The organism is Bacillus sp. REN3, assembly GCF_017912555.1.
Taxonomy (GTDB): Bacteria; Bacillota; Bacilli; order Bacillales; family Cytobacillaceae; genus Mesobacillus.
Genome location: NZ_JAERSD010000012.1, coordinates 1 through 19,000, shown reverse-complemented (window position 1 = coordinate 19,000; position 19,000 = coordinate 1). Strand labels below are relative to the sequence as shown.

Annotated in this window: 13 protein-coding genes and 2 pseudogenes; 13 read left to right on the top strand and 2 right to left on the bottom strand. The window is 34.2% G+C overall.

Annotated features, from left to right (window positions below):
- Positions 1-168: 168 nt before the first annotated feature.
- Genes JJQ88_RS11935 through JJQ88_RS11925 form a run of 3 tightly spaced genes read left to right on the top strand, consistent with a single transcriptional unit; the run spans position 169 to position 4,243 of the window.
- Positions 169-585 (top strand): GtrA family protein, encoded by a 417-nt coding sequence (locus JJQ88_RS11935; RefSeq protein WP_210366128.1) that lies wholly within the window; start codon positions 169-171, stop codon positions 583-585.
- Positions 578-3,277, top strand: a complete 2,700-nt coding sequence (locus JJQ88_RS11930) for a YfhO family protein (RefSeq protein ID WP_210366127.1) — start codon at positions 578-580, stop codon at positions 3,275-3,277. Before JJQ88_RS11935 ends, JJQ88_RS11930 begins: the two co-directional genes overlap by 8 nt.
- Positions 3,278-3,280: 3 nt before the next feature.
- Complete coding sequence (locus JJQ88_RS11925; protein ID WP_210366126.1) at positions 3,281-4,243, top strand: glycosyltransferase family 2 protein; 963 nt, start codon at positions 3,281-3,283, stop codon at positions 4,241-4,243.
- Positions 4,244-5,834: 1,591 nt separating this feature from the next.
- Here JJQ88_RS11925 and JJQ88_RS21875 read toward each other — a convergent pair.
- Both JJQ88_RS21875 and JJQ88_RS11915 read right to left on the bottom strand, forming a co-directional pair.
- A pseudogene (locus JJQ88_RS21875) lies at positions 5,835-5,984 on the bottom strand (DapH/DapD/GlmU-related protein); the annotation flags it as partial.
- A gap of 669 nt (positions 5,985-6,653) precedes the next feature.
- Positions 6,654-7,051 (bottom strand): annotated as a pseudogene (locus JJQ88_RS11915) (transposase); the annotation flags it as partial.
- Positions 7,052-7,240: 189 nt separating this feature from the next.
- On the opposite strand from JJQ88_RS11915, the gene JJQ88_RS11910 reads away from it, so the two are divergent.
- The 10 genes from JJQ88_RS11910 to JJQ88_RS11865 all read left to right on the top strand — a co-directional run bounded on the left by JJQ88_RS11910 (position 7,241) and on the right by JJQ88_RS11865 (position 18,699).
- Complete coding sequence (locus JJQ88_RS11910) at positions 7,241-8,107, top strand: glycosyltransferase (RefSeq protein ID WP_210366125.1); 867 nt, start codon at positions 7,241-7,243, stop codon at positions 8,105-8,107.
- A 17-nt stretch (positions 8,108-8,124) separates the two neighbouring features.
- Positions 8,125-9,189 carry a glycosyltransferase family 4 protein gene (locus tag JJQ88_RS11905; protein ID WP_210366124.1) on the top strand — a complete coding sequence of 355 codons (1,065 nt, stop codon included), beginning with the start codon at positions 8,125-8,127 and terminating at the stop codon, positions 9,187-9,189.
- Positions 9,190-9,247: 58 nt separating this feature from the next.
- Positions 9,248-10,525 carry a lipopolysaccharide biosynthesis protein gene (locus tag JJQ88_RS11900; RefSeq protein ID WP_210366123.1) on the top strand — a complete coding sequence of 426 codons (1,278 nt, stop codon included), beginning with the start codon at positions 9,248-9,250 and terminating at the stop codon, positions 10,523-10,525.
- 2 nt (positions 10,526-10,527) lie between these two features.
- Positions 10,528-11,901 (top strand): phenylacetate--CoA ligase family protein, encoded by a 1,374-nt coding sequence (locus JJQ88_RS11895; RefSeq protein ID WP_210366122.1) that lies wholly within the window; start codon positions 10,528-10,530, stop codon positions 11,899-11,901.
- On the top strand, positions 11,898-12,980 hold the full coding sequence (locus JJQ88_RS21530; RefSeq protein ID WP_210366121.1) for a glycosyltransferase: 1,083 nt from the start codon (positions 11,898-11,900) through the stop codon (positions 12,978-12,980). The genes JJQ88_RS11895 and JJQ88_RS21530 overlap by 4 nt, the downstream gene beginning before the upstream one ends.
- Positions 12,980-14,203, top strand: coding sequence for an O-antigen ligase family protein (locus JJQ88_RS11885; protein WP_210366120.1), 1,224 nt, complete (start codon positions 12,980-12,982; stop codon positions 14,201-14,203). The genes JJQ88_RS21530 and JJQ88_RS11885 overlap by 1 nt, the downstream gene beginning before the upstream one ends.
- Positions 14,204-14,214: 11 nt before the next feature.
- Positions 14,215-15,336: a glycosyltransferase gene (locus JJQ88_RS11880; RefSeq protein WP_210366119.1), complete on the top strand. Its 1,122-nt coding sequence runs from the start codon at positions 14,215-14,217 to the stop codon at positions 15,334-15,336.
- A complete protein-coding gene (locus tag JJQ88_RS11875) occupies positions 15,324-16,343 on the top strand; it encodes an NAD-dependent epimerase (RefSeq protein WP_210366118.1) in 1,020 nt (339 codons plus the stop codon). The genes JJQ88_RS11880 and JJQ88_RS11875 overlap by 13 nt, the downstream gene beginning before the upstream one ends.
- Before the next feature lie 115 nt (positions 16,344-16,458).
- On the top strand, positions 16,459-17,346 hold the full coding sequence (galU, locus tag JJQ88_RS11870) for a UTP--glucose-1-phosphate uridylyltransferase GalU (protein ID WP_210366117.1): 888 nt from the start codon (positions 16,459-16,461) through the stop codon (positions 17,344-17,346).
- Between the two features lie 24 nt (positions 17,347-17,370).
- Complete coding sequence (locus JJQ88_RS11865; protein WP_210366116.1) at positions 17,371-18,699, top strand: UDP-glucose dehydrogenase family protein; 1,329 nt, start codon at positions 17,371-17,373, stop codon at positions 18,697-18,699.
- Positions 18,700-19,000: the final 301 nt, after the last annotated feature.

The window sequence follows — 19,000 nt, the reverse complement described above, 5'->3', positions numbered from 1 at the left end:
ATCATATCAAATCTGAAGACACAATATGTAATATTATTTTGTAAAAATTTGAAAACTTTCCTTTATTATCGGTAAAATTTTATATATATTGAGGGAATCGACAGAGAGATATATAATATACTTTCGAGACGAAAATTTGGATAAAATTAGGAAAGTGGGTATCGTTTAATGGCATTTTTCCTTTCTGCCCAGTTTTGGAGATTCGTGATTGTTGGCTTTATCAATACACTTCATTACTATATTCTCTATTTGTTTTTTTATCACTTGATTGACTTTCATTATATGGCAGCCCATATTATCTCTTTTTTAATCAGCATGGTAGGCTCGTTCTATTTGAATTCCTATTTTACTTATAAAGTCAAGCCGACATTAAAGAAGTTCCTCCAATTCCCACTGACCTACGTGGTGAATATATCAATCACGACCCTGGCAATCTGGCTGTTTGTCGACATTATGGGCTGGAGTGAAAATATTTCCCCGTTACTGGCGTCAGGGCTTGCAATCCCATTCACCTTTGTCGTTTCCAAGCTGATCCTTACGGAAGGCAGCCGTGCAAAAGTGAAGAAGGAGGCCTATGATGAATAAATTTACTAGCTTGATTGATAAATATATTGTTTGCCTGCTCGTCCTTATACCTATTCTTGGTTTCATTATTTTCTATCGCCTTGGAGAAAATGATTTGTTTTATATTTCCAGATTAGGGGATATAAAAGAGCAGTATATCCACTTTTTTAATTTATTCCATGAATTGGTGCGGGGCGGGGAGATGCCCTTTTGGGCTTGGAGCTACGGTCCGGGCGGAAGCTTCTGGAATGAATTTGGCTATTATATGCTCGGGGATGTTTTTATTTGGCCATTACTCCTGCTGCCCGTTGATTGGTTTCCCTATTCCTTCATACCTATGAGCATTCTAAAGCTGTTTCTCATGTCACTCGGAATGTATCTATTCTTGAAGGAGTTTGGAATTAAAAGGCATTTCTCATTCCTGGCAGGTTTGGCTTACAGTTTTTCAATCCTTTATTTCGAGTATTTTTATACCCATTACTTCTTCGTCAACTCTGCAGTCTTTTTCCCTTTTATACTGCTAGGTTATGAAAAGTATATTACGAGCAGTAGAAAGACCGTTTTGATTTGTTTCATCTTTCTTGCTAGCATCAGCAATTTTTATTTCCTGTTCATGACAACAGCAGGATTAGGAATCTACAGTATTTTCAGGTATTTTGCAAAATGGGAAACAGATAAATCGTTGAAGGGGTTCTTTCTGTTTCATCTTCGGCTTTCAGGAGTTTATTTACTTGGAATTGGACTGTCGATGTTAATATTACTTCCATCAGCCATAGGATTGTTCGAATCGAATTTTACCGTCCGACCGGAAAAACCTTTTTTTGAACCATATTTGGCGTTTAATGACTTAATCAAAAAGCTTTTATGGGATGGGGGGATAAGCTTCCTTCCGTTCATGACTGTACCGTTGCTCCTTATTAACGGAAAAAGGAAAATGGTTTTTGGATTGATGGCTATCTTGCTGGTTGCTTTGATAAGCATCCAAAATGTCAACAGTATAATCGGCGGGTTCAGTCTTCCTTTGGAATTCAGGTCGTTCTTTATATTCAATGTTTTTTTTATCATGCTGTCGGCCATTGCTATGAACGACTTTGCCATCAATAAAAAGAGGAATACTTTAGTTGTTAGTGTTTTAGCGGTGTGGCTTTTTACATGGATAGCTGATCATCCTTTTTCCAGGTATCCTGATTATCTGGAAGGCACCCCTTTAGTGTTCGCTGCCGGTTTAATCCTTTATGGATTTTTCCAAGCGAAAGTCTTGAAAGCTGTTTCTATTTTTCTGATGAGCATGAGTGTCCTCGCCTATAGTCTCCTTATTCCTTACAGTTTCGTGACTGATTTGATCTTTAAGAGCAAAGGGATCGAAATGGAGGACGAGTATCATAAAGGCGTTTGGGGGATCCTTCCGCTTCTGAGCGAAGCGGATTATACAAAGTTTTATGATAATGAAGAAGTGAAAGATGCGCTTGCGTATATAAAAGAAGATCCAGGATTTTACCGTCTCTATTTCAATCATCCTGGTGTGACAGCCCATAACTCATCAATGACATATAGCTACAATTCCTACTATACGTATAATTCGCTAGTCAAATGGAATCTTCAATATTTTGAGATGGATTATCTTGGGCAGTTGGGTAGCCGAAGCTTGAATTTATTGAGGGGCTATCCAAACAGTACAATTGTCAACACTTTGCTCAATAATAAATACTTCATATCCCTAACGGGTAATGGAGGGAGACTGTACGGGTATGAACAGATGGTGAATAAAGGGAAACTCGTCATTGAGAAAAACAAAAACTGGCTGCCGATTGGTTTTTTATATGGAAACGCAATGTCATATGAGGAACTGGATCAAGAGGAATTTTCATTAAAGGAGGAGTTCCTGTTGAGGAATATCACGGTCCCTGAAGATATCAAGAATAAATATAAAGTTTCCATGAATAATGAAATAGAAGGCCTTCAGGTCATCGGTTCCCTGGAAAATGCAGCATTCGGTTCCAATACCAATGTGACCGCCAGTGAAAAAGGGACATTAGTGGATTCCACAGAACCGATTGAAATCCTCCTTCCGTTGGAAGATCATCGTCTCTCGGACTTGAAGATTTTCGTAGATGCCATCCCATATACGAAAAATGAAGGTATGACAATTGATGTTTCAACCGATAAAGGTTTGTCCTACAGGCTTCAGAAGAATATGCGTGATAACCAATATTTAACCTCCCAATATTCCTACAGGCAAACAATCAACAAGGTGCTTTTCAGGATGGGAACGGACAATGACACGAAAGAAATCAAACTGATTATTCAGCCTGGAAAATTTCTCTTGAAGGATATAAAAGTGACTGCATCTGATTTTAGGGAATATGAACGACAAGTAAAAGAATACAAAGCGAACAGCCTACAGAATATTGCGGTTAAAAATAACAGCATAAAAGCCAAGGTGCGTGCGGGCAAAGATTCCTTCCTTTTTCTGTCCATCCCTTATTCGAAAGGATGGAATATATGGATTGATGGGGAGAAAGCAGAAACATTCCCGGCACACCATGCCTTTACCGGAGTATATGTTCCGGAAGGTGCCCGTGATATAGAAATGCAATATACACCAGAAGGCTTTAAAAGTGGATTAGTCATCACACTGTTAAGTATTGTCGTTTTAGTTTTTATGAAAAGAAAACAAAAAGCATTTGCTTTAGTTAAGAAGCAGAGAGGGTAGGACATGAAATTAATAACGATCTTAATACCAGCCTATAATGAAGAAGATGTGTTGGATCAGCTCTATGATCGATTAAGCCACGTGATTTCCGGGATTCCGGACTATGAGTTTGAGCTACTGTTCGTAAATGATGGAAGCAAGGACCGGACAATTGATATAATTAGAGAACTTCGCAAACTTGATAACCGGGTGTCTTTTGTTGACCTATCAAGGAACTTTGGTAAAGAAATCGCGATGGGAGCAGGATTTGACTATGCCCGCGGGGACGCTGTAATCATTCTTGATGCTGACTTGCAGGATCCACCAGAGATCATCCCCGAGATGATCAAATACTGGGAAGAAGGCTATGACGATGTTTACGCCAAACGCCGGAACAGGGAAGGGGAAACTTGGTTCAAAAAGTGGACAGCCTCTCAATTCTATAAAATCCTACAAAAAACAACACGCATTCCCATCCAGGAAAATACAGGTGATTTTAGGCTTCTCGACCGCAGATGCATTGAGGCACTTAAGAAAATCAGGGAAACACAAAGATATACAAAGGGAATGTTCAGCTGGATCGGTTATAACAAAAAGGAAATCCTCTTTGATCGGGACCCGAGAGCCGCGGGTGAAACAAAATGGAACTACTGGAAACTGACCGAACTTGCAGTGGAAGGCATTACTTCCTTCACAACCTTCCCGCTCAGGATTTCGTCTTTTGTTGGATTTTTCATCTCGGTGATTGCTTTTGTTTATATGATCTGGATCATTTTCAAAACCCTGGTATTCGGCGAAGAAGTAGCAGGCTACCCATCAATGATGGTCATCATCCTCTTCCTCGGTGGCATTCAGCTATTATCACTCGGAATCTTAGGCGAATATCTGGGAAGGGTTTTTAACGAAACAAAACAAAGGCCGCTTTACTTTGTGGATGAGTACAACGAAGAGAAAGTAAATGTGGGTAAAAGGGAAGTTAGTAGGTAAAGTGGACGGAAAGAGCTGGTATGGCTCTTTTTTTTTGGCGTGCCCAGGCAAGCCGTTAATTGCTAGTTGGTGAAAGTCCAATCTGAGTAAGTGCCAAGACGCTCAGTAGCTGACAGGCAGCTGGTGGAGAAATCCTAAGGTTGAAGCCCTGTGACAAAGTAACTCTCACCGCGGAGTGCGAGCGACCTGACAGGTTGTAACATAAAGTGAATCCTGCCGCCTCGTCAAAAGAACCTGCCATTCGGCAGCCAAAGAGAAGTCGAGCCTTGGGATGATAGTCGAAGACGCAGGAAGGTGTGAAGAACTTGGAAGGAACACCGAGGAATCTCTCGGGATATGGGGGACGACACGACATGTCAGGAAACGAATTAATTGAACTAGGAATCCCCTCCTAATCACTTTCTTATTAAAGTAAAGCTGAAACCTATAAGTGAAAACGAAGTGGTGAAAGTACGAGAGGGAGTCGGAATGGGTCATGGTACCCATGATGACAATGACAACACAACATTGTCTAGGGAAGGAGGGCGCATGCCAATATCCTGCTTCGTACATATGTCCAAAGGTGGTAAGAGTCAATGAATGTCTGGGAAGTGGCTAACTACACCAATAATGATAAAGCTTATGAACTCTAGAAGACGTTATATCTTTGTGCTTAGGAAAGTCCAACTTGAATATTTCACGCTTTGCTTTATATGACAAGGTTTATCGGCCTTACATCTTATGGGAAGCATAGTAACCTGTGAAACGAAAGAAAGGAAATGGAGGTGTCGATGGATAGACGAGTGGGGTTAGAATAATTGTTGATGGTGCTCTATTGATTCCCTCATCGAAGGGCTCTCCAAATTCTTAGAGCGTAAGGTTGACCGGATTCATAGCCTTCCAGCTCTTCCACAATTCCCATCAAGTGGACAAGGGAGTTCGATCCCGTGTACATTTTATAAAAAAATATGGGATAAGCTAGGACTTGGTCGCTTGCCCCGCAAGCTGGTGGATGGAGCGGAAATAGCCTCCCGTTATGACGAGACTATCTATGCCAAGGTCTTAAATCGGCTGATGGACCCAAAAAGTATATATGGTCTCTTCAAGAAGTAGATACAGAACCTTCATGCCAAAGACCTGTCCTCCATCCAACTGCACACTACTACCGCGCTGCTCCAAAAGTTTCGTCAAATTTGCTTGCTAGATTGATATTGTCGAAATACACTTAGATATTGATGTCGACTACCCAAAAGAAATTATTCTCGCTTTCCTGACATGGCTTAGTGAGCATATCTTTTCGAACGGAACTCGAATGAGCAGTCATGAAAATCAGCCTTGGATATCGGTTCTATGACCATCTTATTTACCTTCTGGACTACCGTTTTTTTAATCGTCGGGCTTCGCAACCGGATTGGGATTATAACATTTCTCTTTCAGTTCAAGGAAGATTTCATTTATGAATTTTCTTTTCCAATAATCCAGGACGATTTGAAATGAGCGCATTCCAAATCACTTTGTCGAAAAGTTGGTATGTATTCAAATTTTCAAATAGAACATAAAGGAAAAAATAATATTAATCCAATTAGGATTGTTAAAAAGGGATTTGCCATTGTTTAATCAACTTTGCCGGATTTCCACCAACTATAGAGTATGGAGCCACATTCTTAGTAACTACACTACCTGCTGCAACAATAGAACCATTTCCAATATTCACACCTGGTAAAATAAGTGAACCTGCTCCAATCCATACGTTATCTTCAATGTTTATTGGATTTGAAGTCCCTATTGTATGTATACGATTACTTACATTTTCAAAAGAAATATCATGCCCATTTCCATCAAAAATATTACAGTTTGCAGCAATTAAGCAATTACTTCCAATTTTTATTTGGTTATATGCGTGAATACAGGTACCGTGAATTCGAGTATTATCACCAATGATAATCTTGGCTCCTTCTTTATCTGCTAATAACTTTGTAGGGGAATAAAGGTTTAGATGATAACCTCTATTTGATGAATTCAGAGTTACATTTTCTCCAAGTTCCAAAAAAGACCCATTTCGTATGTCTATTAATGGGAGCCCTTTTATAATAAGGTTTCCTTTTGTTTTGATGTTTTTTTTGGATTTTATATAAATGAAAGTGTAAAAAGTGAAAGCTTTATTAATTAGTCTATGTATCATAATATTCACCTCAATTTTTAAAATATAGCATAAGGATCTTATAATTACAAAAAAATGTTACATGAGGTCTGGAAAGTAAATTTCAGTATAAAAATTCACTAGCGTTACGTAAAAAATGAATATTCAGTTTTATTCTCTTCCTTGTTTAGAGCCAAAAAAGGTAAATGCATAATTAAAGATAGTTTCATAAATGTGGAAATATTTTGCAACCAGACTAGGGCGACAGTAATGGTTTGCTTTTTTTTGGAATAGCTTTCGTTCTAACTTCCGAATCCAGACATGAGCCGGTTTCCATAATGACGCTCTTAAATACTGGCTGATCTGCAGGGTTTTTCGCTTACTGTCCGTTTCGATTTGTAAGAGAACGTGAAAACAATAAACGATCAACGCGATGAACACCTGATTATGGAATGCCCATTCACTCTGGCCATAGAAACTCTTGATATTCAGGTGATGATCCATTTAAAAAACAGTTCGAGAGCCCAACGAGATTTGTATGTCTCTGAAATTTCTTCAGCACTCAAATCGAATCGGTTCGTATGGAGTTCGTTTCCTTTTGAATCATGGATCTTCAAGAGGCGGCAGTTATTCTCGGCCCGGTCTTGCGCCGTACCGATCAGCACCATCCGATCAGACAAGACAGCCGAACAATCGGGGTGTTCAAAATCCTATATTAGTAGTATTTAAATTTTTCAGGCACCTTTTTATAACAAGAATATTACAATCTCCTTACATTTTTATCTGTAAGATATTTTAAAAAAATGAATTGAATGGTATAATAATGTAGATTTTTGTAGGAGATTGAAAAGAAACAATCAAAGAGGTGATAATTTAAATTGGTAAAGCTTACAGTTATAATGTCCACATATAATGCCGATGAATTTCTTGATGAAGCCCTGTCTAGCTTAACAAAACAAACCTTTCGAGATTTTGTCGTAAAAATAGTAGATGATAATTCAACTGATAATACAGTTTCTATAATTAATAATTGGACAAAAAAGGATAAGAGAATTAAGCTTGTTAAAGTTAATAATAAAAATAGAGGGTTAACTCAAAATCTCAATGAACTAATAAATGAGTCCACTTCTGAGTATATTGCGAGAATGGATTCAGATGACATATCACTACCTGAGAGATTTGAAAAACAAATAGCTTATTTAGAGAATAACAAACAGGTATCTATAGTTGGTACTTGGGCTTTTAATATAAATAAAAAAGGGGTTGTCAATAGTAAAAGATATGTTCCAACTGAGCATGACGATATATTTCGCATGATTGGTAAAGCTAATCCAATAATTCATCCAACTGTAATGTTTAGATTGAATGATATAAAAAAGATCGGTGGTTACGATGGAACATATAGAGTGGCACAAGATTACGACCTATGGTTTCGAAGTATGGCCAATGGTCTTTTATTGGCCAATATTCCGAGTTTCTTATTTAAATATAGGGTACTAGAATCTCATGTTTCTAAGCGTAGGATGAAACACAGAATTTTGGACGCTAAAATTAGATGGAAAGGAACTAAAGCATTAAAATTCCCTTTAAGAAAGAGGTTATTCTATACTTCTATTCCAATAATTCTTGGTTTAATGCCAGATTTCCTCAAAAAGTTAGCATTAAAATTTAGTAAGGTGTTAGATCCTCGTCAACGCTTAGGGGCCAAAGAAGAGCAAGTGTTGAAAAGTGAAAGTGTTAACTAATTATAAGGAAGTGCAATATGGCAAATAGTTTATGGGGATCTTTCTTTGTTTCTATTATAACAGTGCTAGTAACTACTCCCATAGTTATTCGCTTTGCAAAATGGTTTGGTGCGGTTGATAGCCCGAATAATAGAAAAGTGCACAAAAATATAATGCCTAGATTAGGTGGGTTGGCAATCTTCGTCGGAGTAGTTGGAGGCTTTTTCTATAGCGGCTTGTATAATGAAAGTTTAACAGCTATTAGTCTCGGTGCAATATTAATTGTCATTTTAGGTGTAATTGACGATAAGTATTCACTTTCTGCAAGGGCTAAACTTATTGTCCAATTGTTGGCAGCTGGAATTGTCGTAAGTTCGGGGTTGAGAATAGAAATCCTACAACTTCCTGGCTTAGGTTTAGTTGACCTTGGGTTTGCGTCATATCCCCTTACTTTATTATGGATAGTTGCAATAACCAATGCAATAAATTTGATAGATGGTTTAGATGGGCTAGCTGCTGGAACATCAATAATAGTAATAAGTACTATTGCAGTTATGGCCGCTTATAGTGGCAAATATTTAATATTATCTCTTTCAGTCATTCTTATAGGAAGCACTTTAGGATTCTTATTCTATAATTTCCATCCTGCCAAAATATTTATGGGTGATACTGGCTCTCTTTTTTTAGGATATTGTATTGGAGTTCTTTCATTATTAGGCCTATACAAAACAGTAACCTTATTTAGTTTTGTTGTTCCAATAATAATATTAGGAGTTCCAATTTTTGATACGGTATTTGCGATTGTTAGAAGGGTAATCAATAAAAAATCTATAGGATCTCCTGATAAAAATCATCTTCATCACAGACTGTTATTTCTAGGTTTTTCACATAAGAATACAGTTTTAATAATTTACGGATTAAGTTTCATGTTTAGTATCATTGGAATATTATTATCTAGAACAACAATGTTTCAGACAGTTGTTATTGTTTTTGCTTTAATGATATTGTTAGAGATTCTTGCAGAAATAATCGGTTTAGTCAACCTTAAGTATAAACCTTTAATAAAAATGTATAAGAAAATGACTGGAAAAGGCCATCTCTAGGTTGGTCTTTTATCTTTTTAAAACAAAAATTAAAAGGAAGAAACGGTCGGTTACTAATATGAAAAAAACAAGTACTTTCACACGTAATATCACAATATTAATGACAGGTACTGCTTTAGCACAAGGTCTTAGCTTAGCTTCTGCACCACTACTAAGTCGGCTATACTCTCCGTCTGCTTTTGGTATATTAGCGGTATTTACTTCTATTATTAGTATTTTAACAACAATTTCTACTCTTAAACTCGAGTTGGCAATAGTTCTACCTAAAGACGATAAGGAAGCTACACACATAAATTCCGTTGCAATCATAATAACTGCTTTTGTTAGTATGCTAAGTTTTTCTATGGTAATTTGGGATGACATAACAACAAATATTTTTAATATTGAGAGTATAAAACCGTATTTGATTTTAATACCTTTTTCTATATTTTTAATGGGGGTTTATAATACTCTGAATTATTGGAGCACACGAAAAAAAAGTTTTAAGAGAATATCAGTTTCACAGACGACGAGATCACTTGCAATAGTAGTTTTTCAGACAGTAGCTGGCTTTTTAAAGCTCGGTCCGATTGGATTGATTTTGGGACAATTAATTGGACAGCTAACAGCAACATTTGTACTATTCTTTCAAATATTTAAAGATGAAAAGAATTTTATAAATACTCCAAGTATACGGACTATACGAAGAATTTTAAATAAATATAAAGATTTTCCTTTATATAATGCTCCTCAAGCTTTTATTAATTCTCTTTCTCAGAATGTACCTTCTTTTATACTTATCATGTATTTTTCGTCTACAATTGTAGGGTTTTATGCAATATGTATCAGACTTTTAATGCTACCAATTAATTTAATTGGGGAGTCAGTGAGAAGAGTTTATTATCAAAAAGCAGTAGAAATTAAAAATTCTGAGGGTAATGTTTTCTTACTGTATAAAAAAGTGACCAAAGTTCTTGCCGTAATTGGACTAATACCTATAACAATAGTTGTTATTTTCGGCCCCGATCTCTTTTCTTTTGTACTAGGGGATAAATGGTATGAGGCAGGAGTATACGCTAGGTGGATGGCATTTAGTCTATATTTAGGCTTTTTGAATATTCCTTCTGTAGTTTCTATTCAAATGTATGGTTTACAAAGATTTTTATTATTATATGAAATTGGGTTACTAGGTTTTAGAATTGTTAGTTTAGTAGCGGGTGGAGTATTAAATAATCCTTTATTAAGTATAGTTTTCTATAGTATAGTCGGATTTTTATTTAATTCTATATTAATAATTTTTGTGTATCTTAAGGTAAGAAAGTACCAATTAATAAGAAGCCAAATAGAAGGAGCCTAAAAATGAATTCACTTAAGCGCTTGATGTATGTAATGAAGCTTAATGCTCAAGGTATGACCTTGAAGAACTTAAAGCAACTTGAACAGATTCAGTCATTTCCTATTGAAAGAATAAGAAAGATTCAGAATTATAAATTAGAAAAATTAATTTTACATTCATATCGCAATGTTCCATACTACTCAAAAATATTCGATGAATTTGGACTAGTCAGAGAGGGTAAGGTTTATTTAAATAGATATAAAGAACTCCCTATATTAGAAAAATCCATTCTAAAAAATAGCTATGATCAATTACTATCAGTTGACTTTAATGAGAGAAAACACTTTAAAAATAGTTCTGGGGGATCCACAGGAGAACCGGTTTCATTTGTTCAAGACAAAGAATACTATGAGTGGATGATGGCGGTTAAGTTTTTATTCAATAAATGGGCAGGAATAGAGTTTGGTGATAGTTTATTAAGATTGTGGGGGTCAGAGAGAGATTTATTTGTTGGTCAAGAAACAGTTAAGACAAAAGTAAGTAGATGGTTGAAAAATGAAGACTGGATAAATGCCTTTCGCATGACAAACAAGGATATGAATGAATTTGTAGAAAAAATTAATAAAATGAACCCGGATCATATCCTTGCATATGTTGAAAGTGTATATGAATTATCAAAGTTTATTGAAAGAAGTAATAAGAATGTTGTATCACCAGACTCAATAATGACTTCTGCAGGAACATTGTTTCCTCATATGAGAAAAACAATTGAAAGGGTTTTTAAAACAGAAGTATATAATCGGTATGGATCTAGGGAAGTGGGAGATATTGCTTCTGAATGCAATTACCACAATGGGCTCCATATTTCTTCATTGACTCATTATATTGAGATTGTTAAACAAGATGGTTCTATTGCTCGTGATAATGAGGAAGGAGAAATCATTATTACGCCTTTAACTAATTACTCAATGCCTTTGCTAAGGTACAGGATTGGAGATACTGGAATAATAAGTAATCGAGTGTGTGGGTGTGGAATTAATTTTCCTGTTTTAGAAAAAGTAACTGGTCGTGTTACCGATCGATTTATTAAATCTGATGGGAGTGTAGTTGTTCCAGAATTTTTGATCCATGTTGTAGGAGTAGTTTTATATGATAATTGGATTAAAAAGTTTCAAGTAATTCAGAAAGCATATAGTAGTGTACAAGTGAAAATAGTACCTGCTGAACCAATGGAAAATATTGAGATCATTAATAAAAATCAAATAGACGAAATCAGGAAAAAAATAAAAGTTGTTATGGGCGAAGATTGTAAAGTTGAATTTCATTTTGTTTCAGATATTCCCCCCTCAAATTCAGGTAAATATCGGTATATCATATCGGAGGTGGAAGTATTGTGAAGAAAATTGATATATTTATTAGTTCTCTTCGAGGAGGGGGAGCTGAAAGGGTTTGTGTAACTTTAGCTAACGAACTAAGTAAGAAAGGCTATGAAGTTAGATTAGTTACTCTTAACTTAAAAGATTCAGTTTACGATAAGCAATTAAATAAAGAAGTAAATTTAATTGATTTAAATATAGATAAAGCTAGAAATAGCTTTTTAGCTATGTATAAAAATATTAAAAAAAACAAGCCTCAAAAAATACTTGTTTTTAACCATGAGTTAGCAATTTTATTAGTAATGATAAGAGGAATATCACGGTTGGATTTTTCAATTATCTCTAGGAACATTAACGTATTAAGTGTGAAGCGAGATAAAGAAAAATCTTTATGGCACAAATACTTTGTGCATTATCTTATTAAAATGCTATACAAAAAAGTTAATAAAGTTATTGCTCAATCAAAAGGTATGAAAGAAGATTTAATTAAACACTATGGGTTTAACAAAAAAAATGTTTATGTTGTTAATAATCCTGTTTCAGAAGAAATTGAAAAATTTGTTGAACATGTTGAAAAGAAAGAGAATGAAGTGATTTTTGTAGGAAGGCTCTCTAAGCAGAAAGGGATAAATTATCTTTTAGAATCTTTTCGTATAAGCTTATCGCAGATACCAAACATGCATTTAAGGATAATTGGAGAAGGTTCTTTAAAAAACGAAGTTATAGAAATGATTAATCAACTGGGCCTTAGAAACAATGTTCATTTAGAAGGTTTTTCGAACAATATCGGATATTATTATTCCAAAGCAAAAGTTACTATACTATCTTCTGTATATGAGGGATTCCCAAATGTATTAGTAGAGTCAATAACATTAGGTACACCTGTTGTTTCGTTCAATACACCAACAGGACCAAGTGAAATAATAATTGATGAAATCAACGGTTATTTAGCAGAGTATTTAAATGTTGAAGATTTATCAAGAAAACTTGTAAAAGCATATAAAAAAGATTGGGAAAAAGAAAAAATCGTTAAATCTTCACTGCGATATAGAAAAAATACGATTGTAAAAGAATATATTAAGATTTTGGAGGCAAACTAATGTTACCTCAATATATTTCATATAGAAATAAATATATTATAACTATAGTTGGAGCATCCTTGCTTTTCACTTTCGGAATTAAAGGGCCATTTTTTTATTTAAATTGGTTAAGTGGTATTTTTATAATAGCAATATGGGGAATATATGATTATTACAAAAATGAGCATAAGATACAAAAAGAAGATTTAATTCCAATAGGATTATTAATTTTTTGGCTTATTTTTCCTATAATTTTAACGTTTAATTCCCATGACAAAATTTTGCATTTAAAATACATTATTATTTCCTTTTTTTATATAGTTGTTTGTTATATATTCATAAAAAAAATATTTATACAAAAAACTAATCTACTTTACTTTTTAATTTCAATGAATGTTATATGGTTAGGAGCAAACTTAGTTCTATTAATATTTTTTCTTTTTGGAATTATACAATATGAAAATGGATATTTTTCAGGTATCTTTTTTAATAGAAATCAGTTTGCTGTTTTAACTGGAAGCTTAAGTGGAATGCTATTCTATTTTATAAATGATTACCAAATGAAACTTAAAAAATGGATTATGATATCCGTTGCTTTTTCTGTATTAATGATCCTTGTAAGCTCTTCGTTAAAAGGTCTGTTTGTTATAGGGTTGATGTTAGGGTTAAAATTTTTTTTAGAATTAACAGCCAAAAAGAAGGTATTATTTATTTCGGCAATAACTGTAGTAATAATAGTATTATTTTTCATCGATAATCCAGTTATGGACCGAATTAATAGATTTATGTTGGCAATAACAGAACCCCATTTATTGAAAACTAGTGAAAGTGCCTTTAATCGAATTTGGTTAATGAAAGAAAGTTGGGGAATTATTCAGGAGAATTTCTTGACGGGAATAGGAATGAATAATTCAATATTATATTTGTATCCTCCTTACTTGTATTTCTTCAATGAAAATCCTCCTATTGGAACTTACTCTCATAATAATTATATTGAAATGTTCTTAAATGGTGGGATTTTTACTGTTTTATTTTATTATTTGCCGATTACCTATTTGTTCATAACTTCATTAAAGAAAATTCATGAATTTTCTTTAATGAAGTTAGTATTTACTCTAATATCTATTAAGCTAGTAATTGACTTAGCACAAGTTAGTTATTTTGATTTTGGAGTAACTTTTATTACTGTATTTGCTTTTGTAGTTTATTATAATCCAACAATGATAGAAAAAAGGAGTGACTGAGGATTAGGATATTGTATATAGTATCGACATTAAAACGATCTGGACCAATAAATGTACTTTTAAATATTGTTAAGTACTTAAACAGAGAAACGTTTAATCCTATAATTTTGACGTTATCACCTGAGCCAAGTGATAGTTTAAAGGACGAATTTGAATCAATTGGTGTTAAAGTGGTGCAACTAAATGGAAGTATTAAAAGGGGATTACTAACAACAGGCTTTCAAGTTCACACCTTTATTAATCGAGAAAAAGTAGATTTAATTCATAGTCATGGTATCAGACCAGACTTTTTTTCAATAATATCAAGACCAGGAGTTCCCACTGTATCTACTCAGCACAACTTTGTTTATAATGATTATCCAATGAGATATGGGAGATTCTTTGGATTTATAATGGCTTTTTTTCATACAAGAATTATTAAGTTAATAGATTTTCCTATTGCATGTTCAAAAAGCATAGAGGAAAATTACTGTAAATACACAAAAAATATAAGGAGTATACAAAATGGTGTTGATCAAGAATTGTATCATCCTGTTAGTCATGAAGAAAAAATTAGGCTACGAACAAAACTTATGTTGCCCTTAAATAAAAAGATTATTGTTTCTGTTGGACATCTGTCTAAATCAAAAGACCCAGAAACAATTATTAAAGGATATGTTAAAAGTGAACTTTCTAATGATTCTGTTCTGCTATTTTTAGGAAATGGTCCTGAGCTAGAACGGTGTCAAACATTATCTAAAGAGAACGAAAATATAATCTTTTTAGGCAGGGTTAATAATGTTCACCATTATTTAAAATGTGCAGATTATTTTGTTTCTGCTTCTCTTGCAGAAGGATTGCCTAATGCAACTCTTGAAGCTTTAGCTTGTGGGTTACCTGTTATCCTATCAGATATTAAACCTCATCTAGAAATATTAGATTATAAACAAATTGCTGGTTATGTTTTTTTAACAAAGAATCCGAAGAGTCTATCAGATGTCTTTAATAAACTATTATTTACCAATCAAAAGGAGCTTTCCGATGCAGCAGAGTTAATTATAAAAAATAAGCTAAACGCAAGACTTATGTCACAAAAATATCAAAATTTATATATAAAAAGTTATAGAGGGGGAGAATTCTTTTGGCGATCTTAGTAACAGGTACTGCAGGATTTATTGGGTATCATTTAACACAGCGATTACTTGCAGAAGGTTATAATGTCATTGGAATTGATAATAAAAATGATTATTATGATGTTTCTTTAAAAGATAGTCGGCTTTCACAATTTAAAGGAAAAAAAGGATTCATTTTTAGAGAATTAGATTTAGCAGACAGAAAGGGTATTGAGGATTTATTTAAAGAATATAATTTTTCTACTGTAATAAATTTGGCAGCTCAAGCAGGTGTAAGATATAGTTTGAAAAATCCTCATGCATATATTGATTCAAATCTTGTTGGTTTTACAAATATACTTGAAGGGTGCAGAAACTTTAATGTTAAACATTTAATCTATGCATCATCTAGTTCTGTTTATGGAGCTAATACAAAAATGCCTTTCTCCGTTCATGACAATGTAGATCACCCAGTTAGTTTATATGCTGCTACAAAGAAAGCAAACGAATTGATGGCACATACCTATAGTCATTTGTATGGAATACCTACGACAGGTCTCAGATTTTTTACCGTTTATGGTCCATGGGGAAGACCGGATATGGCGTATTTTTCATTTACAGAAAAGATTTTAAAAGGTGAGCCTATAAAAGTCTTTAATCATGGAAAAATGAAGCGAGACTTTACTTATATAGATGATATTATTGAAGGCATTGTAAGGTTAATTGACAAAGTACCTCAACCCAATAACAAATGGGATAAAGAGAATCCTGATCCTGCCACTAGTTACGCCCCATATCAGATTTATAACATAGGGAATAACAAACCAGTAGAACTTTTGGAATTTATTAACACTTTAGAGGATTTACTAGGTAAAAAAGCTATTATGGAGTTTCTACCCATGCAAGCTGGAGATGTGAAAGCAACCTATGCAGATATTGAAGATCTTGAAAAGGCGGTCGGTTACAGTCCTTCAACAACAATCCGAGATGGTTTGAGCAATTTTGTAAAATGGTATAAATCTTACTATGGTGAAACTTTTATTAGCTAATGACTTTTAAAAGTATTTAGGTTATAATTGGATTTGATTTTGTAAGAATTTGTATTAATACTCAAACTTTTCATTAAGTAATGTTTAGCCTTTTCCAAGGAGGAATTTTATAAAAATGAATATACGTAAGGCAATTATTCCGGCGGCGGGTCTGGGAACCAGATTTTTACCAGCAACTAAAGCTCAACCGAAAGAAATGCTGCCAATCGTGGATAAGCCTACAATTCAATATATTGTAGAAGAGGCAGTACAAGCGGGGATAGAAGATATTATCATAGTAAGCGGCAGAGGAAAGCGTGCAATTGAAGACCACTTTGATAAATCTTATGAGTTAGAAGAAACTTTGGCAAAGAAGAACAAGTTAGAAATTCTTGAAGAAATACAATCAATTTCAAATATGGTTAATATTCATTATATCCGTCAAAAAGAACCAAAAGGATTAGGGCATGCGATATTTTGTGCCAGTCGTTTTATTGGTAATGAACCCTTTGCAGTATTGTTAGGCGATGATATAGTACAAGCAAAAAAGCCTTGTTTGAAACAAATGATTGAAGTTTACGACAGATATCATTCATCCGTCGTTGGTGTTCAACATGTGCCAGTAGAAGATGTGTCAAAGTATGGAATTATTGCTCCGAAAGGACAAGCGCTAGATAATAAGATAATTCCAATAAAATCATTAGTAGAAAAACCCAGTCGAGAAAAAGCACCATCTTCCTATGCAATTATGGGACGATATATTTTGCGTCCCGAAGTTTTTGATATTTTGAGTACTTTACCTCCTGGAGCTGGTGGCGAAATTCAATTAACAGATGCTATAAATATTTTAAATAAAAGCCAAGCTGTACTAGCTTATGAATTTGATGGAATTCGATACGATGTTGGAGATAAATTAGGATTTATAAAGGCCACGGTCGATTTTTCGCTAAACAGGCCAGAATTACGTAAAGATGTAATCGAATATCTTAATGCTGTTTTAAAAAGAGAATCAGTAATACAATAAATTATATTCTACGAGGAGAAAAACATGAATATTTCAGTTGTTGGTACAGGCTACGTAGGCTTAGTAACCGGGGTTGCGTTATCTGAAATCGGCCATAAAGTCACATGTATCGATATTGACGAACAAAAAGTAAATAGTATGAGGATGGGAATATCCCCAATATATGAGCCGGGGCTAGAAGAATTAATGAGCAAAAACATCAATGAAGGTAGATTATTCTTTACAACTGACCATAAAATAGGATTTACTAACGCTGATGCTATCTATATTGCAGTAGGAACCCCACAAAAGGCTGATGGCTCTGCAGATCTCAAATATGTTGAGGCAGTCGCAATGAGTATTGGGATTAATATTCAGCATGACATTGTGGTTGTCACAAAAAGCACAGTTCCTGTAGGAACTAATGAATTTATAAAAACTATAATAATGAACAATTTGCATTATAATGTTAAAGTAAGTGTGGTATCCAATCCTGAGTTTCTTAGAGAAGGTTCAGCTGTATATGATACCTTTAATGGCGACCGAATTGTTATAGGAGCAGAAGATGCAGAATCTGCAAGTTTAATCGAAGAAATTAACAAGCCTTTTGGGATTCCGGTCTTCAAAACAGATATTAGAAGTGCAGAAATGATAAAATATGCTTCTAATGCTTTTTTAGCAACTAAGATTAGCTTTATTAACGAAATAGCAAATATTTGTGATAAAGTAGGAGCAAATGTAAATGATGTAGCTCTTGGTATGGGACAAGATAAAAGAATCGGCAATCAATTTTTGAAAGCCGGAATAGGATATGGGGGGTCTTGCTTCCCCAAAGATACTCATGCTCTAGTACGAATTGCTCAAGAAAATAAATATGATTTTAGTTTGCTTAAGTCTGTGATTAATGTAAATAATAATCAACAGCAGCTTTTAGTTAATAAAGCAATTGAACGGTTTGGTGACATCAGCGGTAAAAGAATTGCTTTATTAGGCCTCGCTTTTAAACCTAACACAGATGATATGCGTGAGGCACCCTCGATGGTTATTTCAAAGTTACTATTAGAGGCAGGTGCTAATGTGATAGGCTACGACCCTATTGCTATTGAAAACGCAAGAAAAGTGTTGCCTGTTGAATTAGAGTATGGTAAAAACCTTCATGATACATTAGCTAATGCTGATATGGCTTTTATACTAACTGAGTGGGAAGCTATTGAAAATTTCGATCTTTCACTTTTCGAACGTATTATGCGGAACCCGGTTGTTTTTGATGGTAGAAATATATATGATTTAGAAAAAGTGAAAAAATATAATATAGAGTATCATTCAATTGGCAGAAAGACTTTAATGCATGAAATAGAAGCAGTAGTACAATAATTTTCTACCACTGATATTCAGGGAAACCTAGGAAAATGACAGTTCTCCTAGGTTTTTTAGTACTGTGTATTATTATACAAACTGCTTGTTACGATTCAATTGAAAAATCATTTCAATTTAGTTACATATAAGTGTATAGATTTAATTAAGAATCAACTTCTTCTCAGGATATTGTAGATAACATCATAAAAAACAATATTACCGGGGAGAAAAATGGAGCTGACTGTTTTTGACACCCTTATATTTCCGAAAGTTGACGGTGTTGCCTGTCCAGAATTAGTCGATTATAATGTCCGTATAT